Source organism: Mucilaginibacter boryungensis (assembly GCF_015221995.1).
Taxonomy (GTDB): domain Bacteria; phylum Bacteroidota; class Bacteroidia; order Sphingobacteriales; family Sphingobacteriaceae; genus Mucilaginibacter; species Mucilaginibacter boryungensis.
This window is the reverse complement of the sequence record NZ_JADFFM010000001.1, coordinates 2479770-2495259: the sequence shown is the minus strand read 5'-3', so window position 1 is coordinate 2495259 and position 15490 is coordinate 2479770. Positions and strand designations below refer to the sequence as shown.

Annotated in this window: 13 protein-coding genes; 4 read left to right on the top strand and 9 right to left on the bottom strand. The window is 43.6% G+C overall.

All coding sequences use genetic code 11. The features are described from left to right. Positions 1 to 115 precede the first annotated feature (115 nt). The 9 genes from IRJ18_RS10445 to IRJ18_RS10405 all read right to left on the bottom strand — a co-directional run bounded on the left by IRJ18_RS10445 (position 116) and on the right by IRJ18_RS10405 (position 5974). Positions 116 to 496 carry a hypothetical protein gene (locus IRJ18_RS10445; RefSeq protein ID WP_194106122.1) on the bottom strand — a complete coding sequence of 127 codons (381 nt, stop codon included), beginning with the start codon at positions 494 to 496 and terminating at the stop codon, positions 116 to 118. A 94-nt stretch (positions 497 to 590) separates the two neighbouring features. After that, positions 591 to 1001 (bottom strand): DUF2000 domain-containing protein, encoded by a 411-nt coding sequence (locus tag IRJ18_RS10440; RefSeq protein ID WP_194106121.1) that lies wholly within the window; start codon positions 999 to 1001, stop codon positions 591 to 593. A 3-nt stretch (positions 1002 to 1004) separates the two neighbouring features. After that, positions 1005 to 1949, bottom strand: a complete 945-nt coding sequence (locus IRJ18_RS10435) for a bifunctional helix-turn-helix transcriptional regulator/GNAT family N-acetyltransferase (RefSeq protein ID WP_194106120.1) — start codon at positions 1947 to 1949, stop codon at positions 1005 to 1007. A 188-nt stretch (positions 1950 to 2137) separates the two neighbouring features. After that, the gene (locus tag IRJ18_RS10430) at positions 2138 to 2638 is read right to left on the bottom strand and encodes a cupin domain-containing protein (protein ID WP_194106119.1); all 501 of its coding nucleotides are present in this window, start codon (positions 2636 to 2638) and stop codon (positions 2138 to 2140) included. A 102-nt stretch (positions 2639 to 2740) separates the two neighbouring features. Further along, a complete protein-coding gene (locus tag IRJ18_RS10425) occupies positions 2741 to 3253 on the bottom strand; it encodes a cupin domain-containing protein (protein ID WP_194106118.1) in 513 nt (170 codons plus the stop codon). After that, on the bottom strand, positions 3250 to 3642 hold the full coding sequence (locus tag IRJ18_RS10420; protein ID WP_194106117.1) for a DUF4267 domain-containing protein: 393 nt from the start codon (positions 3640 to 3642) through the stop codon (positions 3250 to 3252). Before IRJ18_RS10420 ends, IRJ18_RS10425 begins: the two co-directional genes overlap by 4 nt. 71 nt (positions 3643 to 3713) lie before the next feature. Beyond that, a complete protein-coding gene (locus IRJ18_RS10415; protein ID WP_194106116.1) occupies positions 3714 to 4292 on the bottom strand; it encodes a Crp/Fnr family transcriptional regulator in 579 nt (192 codons plus the stop codon). Positions 4293 to 4334: 42 nt separating this feature from the next. Further along, positions 4335 to 5309 (bottom strand): FecR family protein, encoded by a 975-nt coding sequence (locus tag IRJ18_RS10410; RefSeq protein ID WP_194106115.1) that lies wholly within the window; start codon positions 5307 to 5309, stop codon positions 4335 to 4337. A gap of 92 nt (positions 5310 to 5401) precedes the next feature. Continuing rightward, entirely contained in the window at positions 5402 to 5974 is a 573-nt protein-coding gene (locus tag IRJ18_RS10405) for an RNA polymerase sigma-70 factor (RefSeq protein WP_194106114.1), read from the bottom strand. 465 nt (positions 5975 to 6439) lie between these two features. On the opposite strand from IRJ18_RS10405, the gene IRJ18_RS10400 reads away from it, so the two are divergent. The 4 genes from IRJ18_RS10400 to IRJ18_RS10385 all read left to right on the top strand — a co-directional run bounded on the left by IRJ18_RS10400 (position 6440) and on the right by IRJ18_RS10385 (position 15460). After that, a complete protein-coding gene (locus IRJ18_RS10400) occupies positions 6440 to 9937 on the top strand; it encodes a SusC/RagA family TonB-linked outer membrane protein (RefSeq protein ID WP_194106113.1) in 3498 nt (1165 codons plus the stop codon). A 2-nt stretch (positions 9938 to 9939) separates the two neighbouring features. Then, positions 9940 to 11454: a SusD/RagB family nutrient-binding outer membrane lipoprotein gene (locus tag IRJ18_RS10395; protein ID WP_194106112.1), complete on the top strand. Its 1515-nt coding sequence runs from the start codon at positions 9940 to 9942 to the stop codon at positions 11452 to 11454. 43 nt (positions 11455 to 11497) lie between these two features. Further along, positions 11498 to 13393, top strand: coding sequence for a DUF5689 domain-containing protein (locus IRJ18_RS10390; RefSeq protein WP_194106111.1), 1896 nt, complete (start codon positions 11498 to 11500; stop codon positions 13391 to 13393). Positions 13394 to 13477: 84 nt separating this feature from the next. Continuing rightward, a complete protein-coding gene (locus IRJ18_RS10385; RefSeq protein ID WP_194106110.1) occupies positions 13478 to 15460 on the top strand; it encodes an endonuclease/exonuclease/phosphatase family protein in 1983 nt (660 codons plus the stop codon). The last annotated feature ends 30 nt before the right edge of the window (positions 15461 to 15490 follow it).

Genomic DNA, 15490 nt, shown 5'->3' with positions numbered 1-15490 from the left:
TATTTAAACGCACCAATTATTATCTCAATTCAACAAGCTGTAAATAGGATTACTTGGTAGAGTTTTTAGTTGGTAAAACACTATTGTAAAAACTGCTATATGGAGCAGGCGGTTGTTACCTTTTATTTTCTGTGATCAATACCATGTTATAAGAATACAAGTCCTTTAAAATATTTGATTCCTCTTCAATCCACTGATCATTATTAATCAGTTGTTGAATTAGAAAGCGCTCTTCATTGGAGTAATCCTCTGTTTTTAATCCAGAAAATTCTTTCTGGTAGTCCCAGCGACTTTTATGTTCAAAAGAATCGATAGGTAGATATAGATGCGGAGAAGGAAGCAATCGAATATCAGACCCGCGTTCACGTAATTTTAACTTGATGCGCTGGTAAATTTTCAAATCATCGGAATCCCAGTCGCAACTGTAAAAGATTGGATATTTCAATTCCTGCTCATCGATATCGTTGATCATCGCCACGATAGGCGAGCGTTTCATCTAACGGAGGATGTGATGGCGTTGGATAGCCAGGTATGCCGATATTTCCATATCCAAACCATACGTTAAAGTAAAGCAAGCTCGAATTCAGGTCTTAATCGTGAAATTTCAATCCGTCTATGGCTTTATCAGCTTTTTTACTGTCGCCATAAATTACGAGGCCGACGAGGTCTTGATCCTCATCAGTACGGCTTGCTATTGCTTTAAGGTTGTCCGTCTCAGTCATAGTGGCAAACAAAGTGGATGAATAAATACCGATATGCAGATCACGCTCTTTCGCCCGGTTAAAAACCCGACTCATCTGATCGGAATTATTCGCTTTATAAACCAATATCGGCTGTTTGATAAAGGGCAAATAACTATTGCCTGAGGCTGTTACTAAATTATTGCCATGCAGCTCCGTAAATTTAATAGCTATGGCTCCGGCCAGGAAACTTGTTACATTTAGTTTTTGCCAGGTTTTTAAATCGTCGCGTAAAATGATTATTATCTTATTGGGATACATTTTTTAAAGTGTTAATTCCATCTGGATGTTACAGCGATCATAGGGTGAAGGTACTCCTATTATTTTTTTAAAACCCAGCTTGTGATAAAGGGCTATGGCGGGCTTTAATATCGTATTACTCTCTAAATAAAGTTTCGTGGCACCAAGCTCTTTAGCTTTCTGAATAGCGGCATTACCCAGAAGCCAGCCAATGCCTTTGCCTTTAGCGGCGACTGACACGGCCATTTTGGCGAGTTCAAATGTGCTGTCTTGCATCTTTATTAGTGCACAGGTGCCTACGGCCTGGCCTTTATAAAGCGCAATAAAGATATGTCCGCCCCTGTCCAGTATATATTCCCGGGGATGATCAAGCGATTTATAGTCAGTTTCCTCCATTGTGAAATAGGTGGTGATCCATTCCTCGTTCAGCTTTTTAAAAACAGCCTGATATTCGTCAGCATAAGGGACAATTTGCACATCTTTACTCTCTCGACGCTTCTTTTCGGATTCCACCCGTTTAAACAAACTTTGCTGGTTCAACAGAAATTCCCACTCTTCAACAGCTTTCCAAATGTTGTACTGGGTCTCGGCCATTGCGCGTTCAATAGCTGCATTTACATCCTGGTACTGCGGCTGTATGCGTTCATTGATAGAACGTCCTTTATCACTTAGTTTTACGTAGTTTTTTCGTCCGTCACCTTTATTGGAACTTTCAGTTACCACGTTGTTCTTCAGCATCTCCTTAACAATTGTACTGACTGAAGGGTGCGAGTGACCGATCTCCTCTGCAATTTGGGTAATAGATTTTTCCTCTCCGCCAGAGAGGGCGTAAAATACAGGGAACCATTTAGGTTGGAGAGCTACATCATAGAGTCCATACACCAGTGATGCCTGCTCGGATAGCAGTTCGCCCAATCTCCTTAATCTGCTTCCGAGCCCCATTTTACCAACGTTATTATAAAAATTCATAACTAATTGCAATTGCGTAACTAATTACGAATTTAATTACAAGTTATAATCGGGACAATAGTTGCCACCCTATAATCTCAAAACTGACAAAGATCTGACTGGAGCAGCATCATATACCAAGCCTAACCGAAATAGTCAGGGCAATGAACGGGGAGGCCATTTCGTTCTTCCGGCACATCGGGTCAGGGTTAATTCAGGAAATTAGGAGGATATACTTCCTGGCCGTGTTTTTGCGCAATCGCCCGTAATTTTTCAATTGTTTCAGGATTCATCGGAGGAGGTGGAAGAAATTCACCGGCTGCTACTGGCTCGCCTATTTCTTCAAAAAATACTTCCAGACCTGCGGGAACCACCGTACAAAGCAATTGAGCCATTTTATTACTGACATTTTTAAAATAGTGGACCACGCCGCCTTTGGGTATGACTACGAAGGCGCCTTTTTTGGCAATGTAGGAACCGGCTTCGGAATGCACTTCCACCTCGCCGTCGACGATATAAAAAGTCTCGTAATAATTTGCATGAGAATGAGGGCCCGGGCCGTTTTGAGGCGGCACCAGCATTTCTATGGTAGCAAAGGCGCCGTTGGTTTGCTTACCTGAAACAAGTATGTGATAGTTACCACCTACTACCGCTAATATTTCTCCGCCCTGGGGATCTACTATTATTGGCATTTGTTTTGAATTCGTCATTTTGATTGTATTTAAATGAATATTTGAGAACCTTTCGCTGCTAAAAACTGAAAATGATCGCCTTAAATTAAGAACAACCACATGCTGATTGTTTCATGGTATTTATTCACAGTACTTTTTTATCAACTTATTTAAATACCCCTTTCTAATCGCCATTTTTGCGAAAAAATTGAATACAGGCTCGGCTATTTTTTGCGATCCGATCATTCGTGAGTTGCTTAAGTAAACAAAAAGGGTCAGGTCTGTAAATTTACGTGGCGTTCCGGCCGCGCTTGCCAAGCCGTCTTTAGCAAGTCCTTTTAAAATGAAAAGCGCGTTTTCAAAGTTTTTATTGCCAGGATCAAGGTTGACCTTTATGATACACTCATCACTGGAAATATTGTGATAAAAATGTTTTTCGTTAGGTTCTATAGTTACGATGTCTCCTTCAATTAAATGACGAATGTCTTTACCTTTTCCCACTTTCAGTGTGCCTTTCAGCACCTCAAATGTTTCCGAAAACAAATTATGGTAATGCCAGGGCGTTTTTTCGCCTGGTAGAATATTCAGCTCTATGTTACTGAATTTATTGTTGCCGGCTGAACTGATCAGCTTAATATATCCTTGTTTTTTCACTGCGCTGCGTTTTTAGGTTTGGTGGCCAGCAAAATGATGCCGAATACGGAACATAAGAAGATTGCAATCATATGCGATAGGGCCTGGGCAACTCCGGTGTAGCTTTTGCTCAGTACGATAAGCATATCAACAATCGGGATTAGTGCCCCCGCTAATAAAGTAACACCCACGGCCTTCCTTTGATTCATTATAACGAAAGTGCACAGGAGGATGCCGGAGAAAATATCCCTGATGCCTTTAGTATAATGGAAAGAATAATCGCCGTTTGAATTTAAATGTATACCGAAGGCCGCGGTTGCTGCTTCAGGATTAAAAAAGAAACGGGCGCCCAGGAAAATCAATCCCAGGCCTAATAAAAATGCTACTGCGTAAGAAATTTTTGTTGTCATGATTTTTTGTTTTAATGTTGAAACAAAATTACCGTGGCAACTGCGGGCATTCATGCACTTGGGTTAACAAACTATGGCTTTATAAAAAATCTTTTTCGGATGCGGCTGAGGGATTGCGGTTTAACACCAACGAATGAAGCGATATGGTACTGCGAGATTCTTTGCTGCAGATCAGCGTGATTTTTTAGGAATCTGTCATAACGAAGTTCAGGTGTTTCGGTATAAAAGGAATTTATATCCTTCAGTAGCTGTAAGAAAACGGCCTCAATTACCATCCTGCCAAAACGTTCTCCTTCACGGATATTGGTATAAAATGTTTGCAGGTCTGCATAGGAGATGATCAGAACATCGCAGTCCTCTAAAGCCTGTATTATTTTGGACGATGGCTTTTGCGAAAGAAAACTTTCATAATTACATACAAAATCATTTTCCTGGGAAAAAGCATAGGTCTTCTCCTCGCCGTCGTGGTTGGTATAGTAGCGGAATAAGCCTTTTGCTACAAAACCAGCATATTTGCAAATCCGGCCCTCTTCTAAAAAAAAGTCTCCTTTTTTATATGACTTTTCTTTAAATAAAGCGGTTACTACACCAATCTCTTCCGGGCTTAGCGTTATCAGATTTTGTATGCTATTAAGCAGGCTTTTGATCATTAAACGGATTTCGATTAAAAAGAATTGTTTTTAACTGATGATCTATTTATCAAAATGGATAAGGATCTGTTGTCCTTTCTTGGTATAAACAAAATGATTGGCCTTACCTAAGGCAAACAGGATGTCATCAATACTATCTGATGCTTCGAATCCACCCGATACGTGAGTCCTTTTAATAGTATCCTCGCTGAAAGAAATATGTGTTTTAAAGCGGCTATCCAGGATGGAAGCTACATCTGCCATCGACTCGCCTGCAAACATTATTCGGCCAGCGGTCCAGCCAGAAATGTCTTTTGCTACTACTTTATGTTTGACCATATCGCCGCCAGATCGGTTAATGATGACTTGATCATCGGGTAGCAAGATAACCTGGTTGTTCCGGCTGGCATTTCTGTCTTTAGCATCCCGTGTCACACTTACCTTCCCCCGGTTCACCGTAACCCGGATGGTCTCTGAATTTTTATAACTGGCAATATTAAATGCCGTCCCCAGCACTTGGGTATTGATACCGCCGGATTCGACGATAAAAGGGCGTTCATTCTCGTGTTTGACATCAAAAAAAGCTTCCCCGTTCACAATTATAACCCTTCTTACACGGCTGTCAAACTTTTTCGGATACTTGATAACAGTTGCCGAATTTAGTGTAATGCTCGATCCGTCATCAAGGGTAACGTTCAGTGTTTTACCGGCAGCCGAAGAAATTACTGTATATTCAACAGGATAATGCGTACTGGATAAACGGCTTTCGACGAGAACCCATACCGATAAGGTAACCAGTAAACAAGCCGCGGCGGCCAACCAATAACGGGCAGTTGATCTTTTGGCCGGCGTAAATGACCGAGCTTTTATATTTTGCTCAATAGCATTAATGATATCTTCCTTTGTATGCTGATCGATCGTCCAGGTCGATTGCCTTTCTTCTTTTGCATACCAGGACTCTAACATGCGCGATTCAGTTTCACTTGCCTGCCCTTGGATATACCGGTCTACTAATTGCTGGATTTGCTTATCAGTCATATGCTTTTACGTAAAGTCTCAAAAACAGCGTAGAGGTAGTATATAAAAATAAAATAAATTTTATGTTCATTTAATATTAAGTATAGTTACAATTATAAAAGCATGGAATACAATTTATCCAGTCTCAACTTAAATTGTTTCAAGACTTTACCTATCTGCTTTTTTACCGTCGTGTCGGCAATATTTAACTTTTCAGCGATTTCTTTATGCGAAAAGTGCTCCTTTCGGCTCATTATATAAACAGCACGCATCCTTTCGGGTAATCTTTCAATTTCCTGATCGATCAAAGTCTCGAGTTCCCTGGCCTGCAGTGTTTCCTGCAGGGAATTATCATAGCTTTCAAGGTATGCAGAAATGGAAGCTGCGAAATTTTGTTTATATAAATTGTTCCTGATATAAGTAAATGCTTTATAGCGGGCGGATGTGGTTAGATAAGCACCCAATGATTCTACCTTTTCCATTTCAAGGCGGCGCTGCCAGACGGTAATAAAAAGATCCTGAACAATATCCTGTGCCGCAACTTCATCCTTAATTACCTTACCAACATACATCAGCAGCTTTTCGGAATATTTGTTGTAGATCAGCGCAAAAGCTTCCTGACTTCCATTCGAAAGCATTTTAAGCAGTTCATTCTCGTCGGACGAAACATGTCTTTTGTTAGCCATAGCAGCGTAAAAATAGCAGCTGATTATTAACTCAATACCAGCTTGTGGTTAACAAACATCTTTCTGGTCTTATTAAGGCCAGGATTATAATAGGTTACAAATCCATATTTGAATTTTATACAATAGTAAATAATTTATCCCAAACATTAAATCTCTGGAGCGGCAGCAAAAATTCCTTAATTCATAAAATTAATTTTTAGTCATTGATTATCAGGGTATTGATAAGAAAGAATTATTATTGATACTACTATCGCCTGTTTAGGGAGACAATACAGCAAAACCAAGATTAAAATATGAGAAAAATTTACAAAGCCAGAATTCCTATACGCGCTTTTTAGTTCAGAACTATCAAAGTAAAAGCTGGTATATACTACCGGCCAATGTCAGGTCGGCAAAGTGACGACGATTACGACTCGGCCTGATGAGTTGAGAGTAACAATTAACATTTACTACCGAATCAAATTTATGAAAAAATATTGCGGCAGACTTCTGCCGGTAATGAGCAAAACTATGCATTTTTCTGGCTACACCCTATTAATAACTTTTTTGTGCGCCTGGCTATTATTTGCCGGAAATACAAAGGCGCAAACTGTCGACGAGCTCAAAGTTACCCTGAATATCGATCGGGCCAGCCTGAAGCAGGTCTTTGACACCGTTCAGCAAAAAACAGGGTTACAGTTCATTTATAACGACGACCTCATAGCCCGGCACAAAGGGATCAGCGTCAATGTAAAAGATCAACCCTTATCCCGAGTCCTTTCCGGACTATTGAACAGGCGCGGATTAACTTACCTTCAACAAAATAAAAAGATCATTATCGCGGAGCGGGTGATAACGCCGTCAAGCAGGCAGGTTGCATCAGGCATCAATGGCACCGTTGTCGATGAAAAAAACGATCCCATGCCCGGCGTTACGGTCACCCTGATCGAATTAAAAAAGACGCTGGCAACGGATAACGAAGGTCGATTTCGTTTTGTTGCGCCAGCGGGGACCTATTCAATCGAGGCTAAAATGATTGGCTATAATACAAAAACTACAACCGGAATTGTAGTGCTGGCAGATAAACCGGCTATCGTAACCATTGCGATTTCTTTTGGCCAAAGCCAACTGAACGAGGTGGTGGTTACGGCATTGGGCATCAAACGTGAGGAAAAGGCACTGGGTTATGCCACGACCACGATTTCCAGCGAGCAGTTGAATAACGCCATTTCCAACAATTGGACCGATGCACTTTCCGGAAAAGTAGCCGGCTTGAACCTACTTAGGTCAAACGGAGGCCCGGCAGGATCGAACAGGATCATCCTCCGTGGTGAAAATTCGCTTTCAGGCACAACCGAAGCCCTGATCGTCGTGGATGGGGTGGTAATGAGCAGTTCCAGCGGACGTGCAACCGGTAACGGTATTTCCTATAATGACCCCACCGGTGCGCCTACTGATTATGGCACCAGTATTAACGATATCAATCCCGAGGATGTGGAATCTATTTCCGTACTAAAAGGACCTGGCGCCACGGCTTTATATGGCGCGCGCGGTGCAGGTGGTGCGATTTTGATCACCACGAAATCAGCCAATCCGAAAACGAAAGGGATCGGAATAAATTTCAGCAGTAACACCAGTCTGGAGACCGCATCGAGGTGGCCGGACTATCAGTATGAATATGGCCAGGGGGATACAGGAACAGATTACTATTCGTATGGGAACACAGTCGATGGCAATAACCTTGGCGCGACCAGTAACGCTTTCGGCCCTAAATTCGATGGACAGTCTTTTTTTCAGTATGACCGAAATACACAGACAACCGGAACAGCCCGGACCCCCTGGGTAGCCTATCCGAACAATCGCAAGGATTTTTTTGTGATGGGTAAAACTTTTACTAATACTCTTTCTTTAGAAGGAGTAACCAAAGACGCTTCCATAAGATTAAGTTATTCAAATTTGCATAACAACTGGATCATTCCTAATACCGGTTATGACCGTAATACTGTGGCCCTGAGCGTAAGCCAAAAGGTTACCAATAAACTATCTGTCAGCGGCAAAGTAAATTATATCAATCGCTCAAGTGATAATTTGCCTGCCGTGGGTTACAGTAATCAGACGATTATGTACAGCATCATCAGAATGGTACCCAACGCCTCAATAGAGGATTTTAAACAATACTGGAAACCCGGTCAGGAAGACGTATTGCAAAACCGACCTTACAGCCAGGCTGGCGATAACCCCTATCTGGCGGCTTATGAAATGCTTAATAAATCTAAGCGGAATTCCGTAACCGGATTTGTTCAGGCTAACTATCAGTTCACAAAGGCCCTAAGTTTGACGGCAAAAGCCTCACTGGATATGTCTTATGACGAACGGTCACAGCAACGACCGAAGAACACAAGAAGTTATCAGGACGGGATGTACCGCACCCAAAATATTTTCAACCGGGAAATTAATACTGATTTTTTATTGAAATATAAGAAAGATCTGACCAAGCTAATTACCAGCGATATTTCCTTCGGTGGAAGTATATTGAAAAACAACTACAAAAAAGACGAGACCCGTGCAGAGCGGTTGTTTACGCCCGGCATTTTCAATTTTGCCAATAGTATTGACCTTCCGTTATCCTACCCTTATAGTAGTCAGTTCGGTGTCACCAGCTTATATGCCTTAGCATCTTTTAGCTACAGTAATTATCTGTATCTGGATATAACAGGCCGGCAGGATTGGTCAAGTACTCTATACTCGGAGTCGGGAAACGTGCAGGGATTTTTTTATCCGTCATTAAATCTAAGCTTTATCGCTTCGGATAAGTTCAAACTCCCGGAAACCATATCATTTCTAAAGTTCCGCGGATCGGTAGCCCGCGTCGGCAGCGGCGGGACAACACCTTATCTGACTTCTTATGTTTATCAGTCTGAGACCAACTTTCCCTCGGGGTTAACCAATCCAACAAGTATTGCCAATCTAAACCTTAAGCCCGAAAGCACATTAAGCATTGAATTCGGCATGGAAGTCAAGCTTTTTGGCGGCAGATTGGGTGCAGATATCTCCGTTTATCAAAGTAACACCAAAGATCAGATCCTTAGTGTACCGGTCGACCGTGCCTCAGGTTATAACGCGGCGATACTTAATTCAGGAGAGGTTAGAAACCGTGGCGTGGAGATAACCCTGAACGGAATGCCCGTACGAAAAGGAAAGTTTTCCTGGACCATAAGTTCAACGTTCACGGCCAATCGTAACAAGGTGCTGTCCCTGGCCGACAGTGTTGAAACGCTGCAGCTTCAAAAAGGCCCTGGATCAAGAGGTTCAATAGAAGCGCGGGTAGGCGGTTCGATGGGTGACCTTTACGGTTTAGGCTATCAGCGCGCACCGGATGGACAGATCGTTTATGAAAATGGCTATCCCGTTAAAACAATTAATACCAGGCTGCTGGCTAATATTTATCCTAAGTGGAAAACCAGTGTTGGCAACGAGTTTAAATACGGCGCTTTTCGGGTTAACGTGCTGTTTGATGCGCAATTTGGCGGGAAAGCCTATTCACATACGCACGCCAATAACGCCATGACCGGGCAATTAAAAAGTACCTTACCCGGCAGATACAACGGTTTAATTGGTGACGGCGTGATCAAAAACCCGGATGGAACTTACCGGAAGAACGATGTTGCGGCCGGCGAGATCTGGAACTATTATTTTGAACATTTTAACACGGACAATGTAGAAGCCAACCTGTTCAAAACCGATTTTATCAAGTTAAGGGAAGCCCGGTTGGATTTTAATTTTCCTGCCAGAATCGTCAGCAAACTGCGTGTACAAAGAGCATCCATCGGGATTTATGGCAGAGATCTGCTGATCATCAGCAACTGGCCCTCCTTTGACCCGGAATTTGGGACCATCAACAACGGACTGATTCAAACCGGATTTGAAATCGGTCAGTTTCCGGCAACCCGGACATTTGGCGTTAACCTTAATGTGAAATTTTAACTATGAAACAGTCAAATTATAAAAATTTAATTTACGGCCTCATCTTTTTACTAATGCTCGCTTCCTGTAATAAAAATTATAAGGAAATGAATGTAAACCCTAACGGCGTTAGTGCGGCAGCGCCGGAAAGGCTACTCAATCCGGCCTTATATGCTGTGGTAAGCGCCAATATCAATTGGAATTATTCGATTAACAACCAGTTAATGCAAGTAACGGTACCATTTACTGAAGCTAACGATGTACATCGTTATATTTTAAAACCCAGCACTTCAGATTTCGTTTGGAATGCCTGGTACCTGGAAAAAACAAATTTTCTGGACATGTACAGCATTGCATCAAAAAATGCCTCCTCGACGACTGTGGCAGCCAAACCATACATGGCCATCGCTAACATTTTAGATGCCTGGACAACCTCCCTTATTACCGACACATTTGGCGATGTTCCGTATTCCCAGGCCATTCAAGGCAAAAGTGACGCCCAATTTACGCCGGTATTTGACAAGCAGGAAGATATATACAGAGACATCTTTCGCAAATTGGAAGAAGCGAATAAATTGTTGACCGGACTAACTTCAGGACAACTGTTTACTGATACCCAAAAAGGTTTGGATGCGCTGTACGGAAGTTCCAGCACCAATGTGATTGAAGCAGACCGCTGGCGGAAATTCGGTAACTCTTTGTATCTGCGTTTACTGTTGCGTGCCTCAGCTAAATCCGACATTATGATCGATGGATTAACGGCCGCGCAAAAACTTACTCAAGTGGCCGCATCTCCGGGTACTTATCCGGTTTTTGTAAATAATACCGAATCGGCAATTTTGAACCTTACGGGTGAAACCTATCCTTTACGGTCGCCTTTTGCAGGGTATAGAGATAACGATTTTCAAGCAGTTGGCAGTTTAAGCGAGTTCTTCGTGAATACATTGAGTTCAAATGGGGATCCGCGGCTTCCTATTTGGGCAACAAAGGTAAATAATGCTTATACCGGCATTCAAAGCGGGTATGCGGACAATAATGTTCCGGCAAGGGGCTCCTCTTTTGCGGTATCCTTGAAACTGGATCCGCTGCTGGGTAATATTATTAATTATGCCGAGTTACAATTTATCCTGGCCGAGGCGGCCGTAAAAGGTTATATCCCAGGCGACCCAAAAACTTATTATAACCAAGGCGTTCAGACCGCTATCGAACAATGGCGGCTGACGATGCCGGCCAACTTTCTAACGACCGGCGACATCCTGTTCAAATCATCGGGAACGCAGTCAGAAAAAATGGAACAGATCATTACTCAAAAATACTTTGCCACTTTCTTTACGGATTTTGAACAATGGTACGATTACCGGCGAACAGGTAAACCTTCGCTCACTATCGGCCCGGGCGTCGCCAACAACAGGATATTGCCTACACGGCTTTATTATCCAATTGGTGTGCAGACGTTGAATCGTACCAATTACCTCGATGCCGTGGCACGGTTGGGCGGTGATAATATGGTCAATAAAGTCTGGTGGCAAAAACCTTAATGAATTATTTAATTATAAAAGAAATTTCATAATCACGGGTCATATGAACAAGTTAAACAACTTATATAAACTACTAATTGCCCTATCGGTGTTCCTGGTGCTGTTCGCTTCTTGTTTAAAGAAAGAGTTATCTTCGGCATCGGGCACCCCTAATACTTATATTTCTATCCTGGATGCCAGAAAGGTTTATAAAGGAAGCGATGTAACACTAAGTACGGCTAATTTGCAGGGCGCAATGTATCTGACAGGAACGATTATCTCCGATGGTTCCGGTGGGAATATGCCGGCGGGAACTTTCGCAATGCAGCAAACGCGCCGCGGTTTGAAACGAGGTATCGAGATCGTGGTACAGGGAGGCAGCGCAAATAACTATAAATTCGGCGACTCCGTAACGATCAACGTTATTGGGACGGTAATGAGCCGGAACAAAGGCGCATTGCAGATTTCAGTACCTGCGGACAAAATCACCACTAACGCCTCCAATGTCCCCGCGTCTGTAACCATAGTGGACCTGAAGACATTTAATGACCAATTCCAGGATAATGAAAGTACCCTGATGAAGGTAGCCAATGTAGGGTCTACGGCAAACGGAAACACCCTTAGCGGTGATTTACCTATCACCGATTCCAAAGGAACGGGTATTATTCATACGGAGTCTACCGCCACTTTTTCCGGCAAACTGGCGGCTATTAACGCATCTTATACGGGTGTTGCCCGGTTCAGCGCGCCCGCGCCCGGATCTGCCGACCCGGTTAAAGGGCTCTGGCCTTTAAATGCCGGCTCCATTACCGACGAAAGCGGAGCGATCTATAATAAATTCCCGGAAGATTTTGAAACAGGTGATGATGTCATGTTTAACGGAGGCAGCTATTCCGTTACAAAAACCGGTAATTTAAAAACGGGCAATTACACGTTAACCAATTTTGCGCTGGCTAAAGAATTATATGATAAGCCGGTCAGCGGCCTGTATGCAGCGAGGGCCAATCAGAATTCTGCGAGCAGTTCATGGATCACCATGAATTATGATTTACCGAACGGTGCAAGTAAAGTCACCGTGTATGCCGGAGCATACGCCGCTCCCGGCGATCTCGGATCAACCTGGAGACTGGAGTATTCACAAAACCAGGGCGCAACCTGGAGCCAGACTGGAAAAGATATTTTAACAGTTAGCCAGGACAGGCAGCTTTTTACATTTTTATTGGATCTGCACGGACCGGTGCGGTTCCGGATCGGTAAATTAGGGATAGGTACTTCTACTACCAATAACCAAAACGGGCGTTTCGATTTTGACGATCTGGCTGTTTACCAAAATCCTGGCGGAAGCGGGCCTATTACCGATCCTGTGCCGGTATATAATGATCTGCTAACCTGGCAGTTCGGGAATCCGCAAAGCACAGGCGGTGAAGCAACTTATAATTCAACCACTTCCGTTTCCGGTTTGACAACCGCGGTATTAAGTCGCGGCAACGGTTCGGCTGTATCGGCATTGGCAAGGGCGTTCGGCAGTAATTCTGCCGGTCCCATCATTCCGGCTACCAAGGATATTGCGGTAAGCCAGAATGTATATTTCCAGGTAAAATTTACCGTAAAGCCGGGATCCACCTTATCGCTTTCCGCCATTGATGTCAAATTAAGACGAAGCGGTGCCGGAGCGAAATATCATAAGTGGTATTACAGCTTGGATGATAAAAACCTCCAGCAAACCCAGGGAACCGGGGATATTAACTGGGAAGGCTCGGATGCAGAGGGCGCGGATATGCCAACCTACTACTTATACCAAACGCCACAGTTACAAAATATACAGGGAGGGACAACGGTGACCTTACGCATGTATAATTGGGGATTTACGAATAACGGATCAGGCTCATTTGCCATAGGAAGAACGCCTGTAAATACCATTACCCCGGTGCTGCGCATAGGCGGAAAGATCACCCCTTAAAATTATCAACAAACAGGTTTTGAGTGACCCGATATTGAGCTAAAAAGTTCAGTATCCGGGTTCGCTCATGCCAAAAAAAATAAAATGGCAAAAAAAATCTTTTTAATAAAACATGTTAAAGCGCGGATAAAGAAACCGGCAACTATTGCTTTGATGTTGCTCCTTCAGGTTTTCGTTGGGCTGGGCCAGCCGCTGGCAGTGGCTACTTACAATCTCCGGGGCGATGACCCAAGGGATGTCGGCAATGGATGGTCTGCGAGGAAATATATGGTTAGCGACCAGATCAGGCGACATAAGCTGGACCTGATCGGGATCCAGGAAACCAACGTAAACATGGTAGTCGACCTTATGAGCACCATACCCGATCTAGATAGTATTGGCGCCTTTACTAAAGTAACAACGGGTATCCTTTATAATAAACGCAGGTTAGCCCTGCTTGATCATGGAAACTTTTATCTTTCCGCAACACCTGACCAGGAAAGCAAAGGCTGGGATGCGAAATTTAAAAGAATGTGTGTATGGGGCAGGTTCAAAGATCGTTTAACCGGTCATGAATATACTATATTCAATTCCCACTTCGATCACGTAGGGGTAATGTCGCGGACAAATAGCATTAAATTATTACTCGAAAAATCCAAACAGATTGCGGGTAATGCAGACCAGATATTGATGGGGGACCTGAATACTACCCAGTACGATCCCAATTATTTGAACGTCAATAATTCAGGGCTGTTCAAAGACTGTTACAACCTTGCATTGAATAATCATGAAAAGCTGCGGGGAACAGGTAATGGCTTCAATATCCACCGCCGGCAAAGAATTAGGGTCGATCATATTTTTCTTTCCGGGAAACTCCAGTCGTACGAATATAACATACTGACCGAATTGTATAATGAACATACCGCTTCTGACCATTACGCGGTCATGAGCCTGATCGGGCCTAAGGCGAATGACCTTGGAGATCTATATCGCCAGTTTCCCGAGGACTTTGAAAATATTACGACGGTGATCCCGCGGTATGGTAACATCAAGGTGCGGTCAAGGACAGGTGAGTGGCTGTTCAAAGGTGGTATTCTGGGCGGCAGCATAGGTAACGATCGTCCGACCAGTGGCAACCATGCCGTCCGGCTGATCAACAATAATCCGGAGCCTGTTTATCTGCAAATGAATTTCGATGTTCCTGAGGGCGCTTCACGGGTTACGGTCCAGCATGGGATCTACGCGGCTGACAGCGCCTGCCGGTGGCAATTGGAGTATTCTACTAACCAGGGAAGGACATGGAAAGAAACCGGCCCGGTTGTCGTCAGCCATCAGGCAGAAAAGCAGCAGGCAATTTTTGTGCTGGATATTACAGGAAAGGTGCGGTTCAGGATAAAAAAAATGGCTGGTACTGAGAACAACGGACGATTGAGTATCGATGATTTTACTATTTATAAAAGATCAGCAACAGGTCCCGAGCGGGTAAATGTGCCACTGCTGGCCTGGCAGTTTTCCCCATTCCCCGATCAGGGCGCAAAGAAAGCAAGATCATCCTTTAATGCTAAAGGGATAGAACAGACAGTTTTTAAACGTGGTGCGGGTCTTTCGGCCTTTGCAGGCGACAGTTCATTGGCAAGTGTCCGCCCGGGATTCACGGTGGTCGCCGGCAAACCAGTACGGGACACCAGCGAGGCGATATTGGCAGAGAGCTTTTTTGAATTTACCGTACAGGTAGCAAACCGGTTCGATGCGGCTTTGCAAACGCTGGATCTGCGCGCGATGAGTACCGGTACCGTTAAAAAGATATGGTATTGGAAATACAGCCTGGACGGCAAATCATTCCGCGCGCTTGCCAAGCCTTTTGAATTTACGGACAGTTTTGCGTCTTCGCAGACCACCATCGATCTCTCGGTAAATCCGGACCTTCAGCATTTAACTAACGGGCAGCAGGTTCATTTCAGATTATATGTAGCCGGCCTGGAAGGGCGAGATGATCTGATCAGTATTGGTTCAGTTCACAGGGATGAAAACAACGAATCAGGCGCTGATTACGCCCTTATACTTACAGGTTTGATTAAAAAGAAATAACTCCAATAAACATACATGATCATTAAAACC

What these genes read in the sequence shown, in the direction of transcription:
- IRJ18_RS10390 (WP_194106111.1), top strand. Translation starts at nt 11,498, where the DNA reads ATGAACAAGTTAAACAACTTATATAAACTACTAATTGCCCTATCGGTG.
- IRJ18_RS10410 (WP_194106115.1), bottom strand. Translation starts at nt 5,309, where the DNA reads ATGACTGATAAGCAAATCCAGCAATTAGTAGACCGGTATATCCAAGGG.
- IRJ18_RS10420 (WP_194106117.1), bottom strand. Translation starts at nt 3,642, where the DNA reads ATGACAACAAAAATTTCTTACGCAGTAGCATTTTTATTAGGCCTGGGA.
- IRJ18_RS10440 (WP_194106121.1), bottom strand. Translation starts at nt 1,001, where the DNA reads ATGTATCCCAATAAGATAATAATCATTTTACGCGACGATTTAAAAACC.
- IRJ18_RS10385 (WP_194106110.1), top strand. Translation starts at nt 13,478, where the DNA reads ATGGCAAAAAAAATCTTTTTAATAAAACATGTTAAAGCGCGGATAAAG.
- IRJ18_RS10415 (WP_194106116.1), bottom strand. Translation starts at nt 4,292, where the DNA reads ATGATCAAAAGCCTGCTTAATAGCATACAAAATCTGATAACGCTAAGC.
- IRJ18_RS10430 (WP_194106119.1), bottom strand. Translation starts at nt 2,638, where the DNA reads ATGACGAATTCAAAACAAATGCCAATAATAGTAGATCCCCAGGGCGGA.
- IRJ18_RS10395 (WP_194106112.1), top strand. Translation starts at nt 9,940, where the DNA reads ATGAAACAGTCAAATTATAAAAATTTAATTTACGGCCTCATCTTTTTA.
- IRJ18_RS10445 (WP_194106122.1), bottom strand. Translation starts at nt 496, where the DNA reads ATGAAACGCTCGCCTATCGTGGCGATGATCAACGATATCGATGAGCAG.
- IRJ18_RS10435 (WP_194106120.1), bottom strand. Translation starts at nt 1,949, where the DNA reads ATGAATTTTTATAATAACGTTGGTAAAATGGGGCTCGGAAGCAGATTA.
- IRJ18_RS10400 (WP_194106113.1), top strand. Translation starts at nt 6,440, where the DNA reads ATGAAAAAATATTGCGGCAGACTTCTGCCGGTAATGAGCAAAACTATG.
- IRJ18_RS10405 (WP_194106114.1), bottom strand. Translation starts at nt 5,974, where the DNA reads ATGGCTAACAAAAGACATGTTTCGTCCGACGAGAATGAACTGCTTAAA.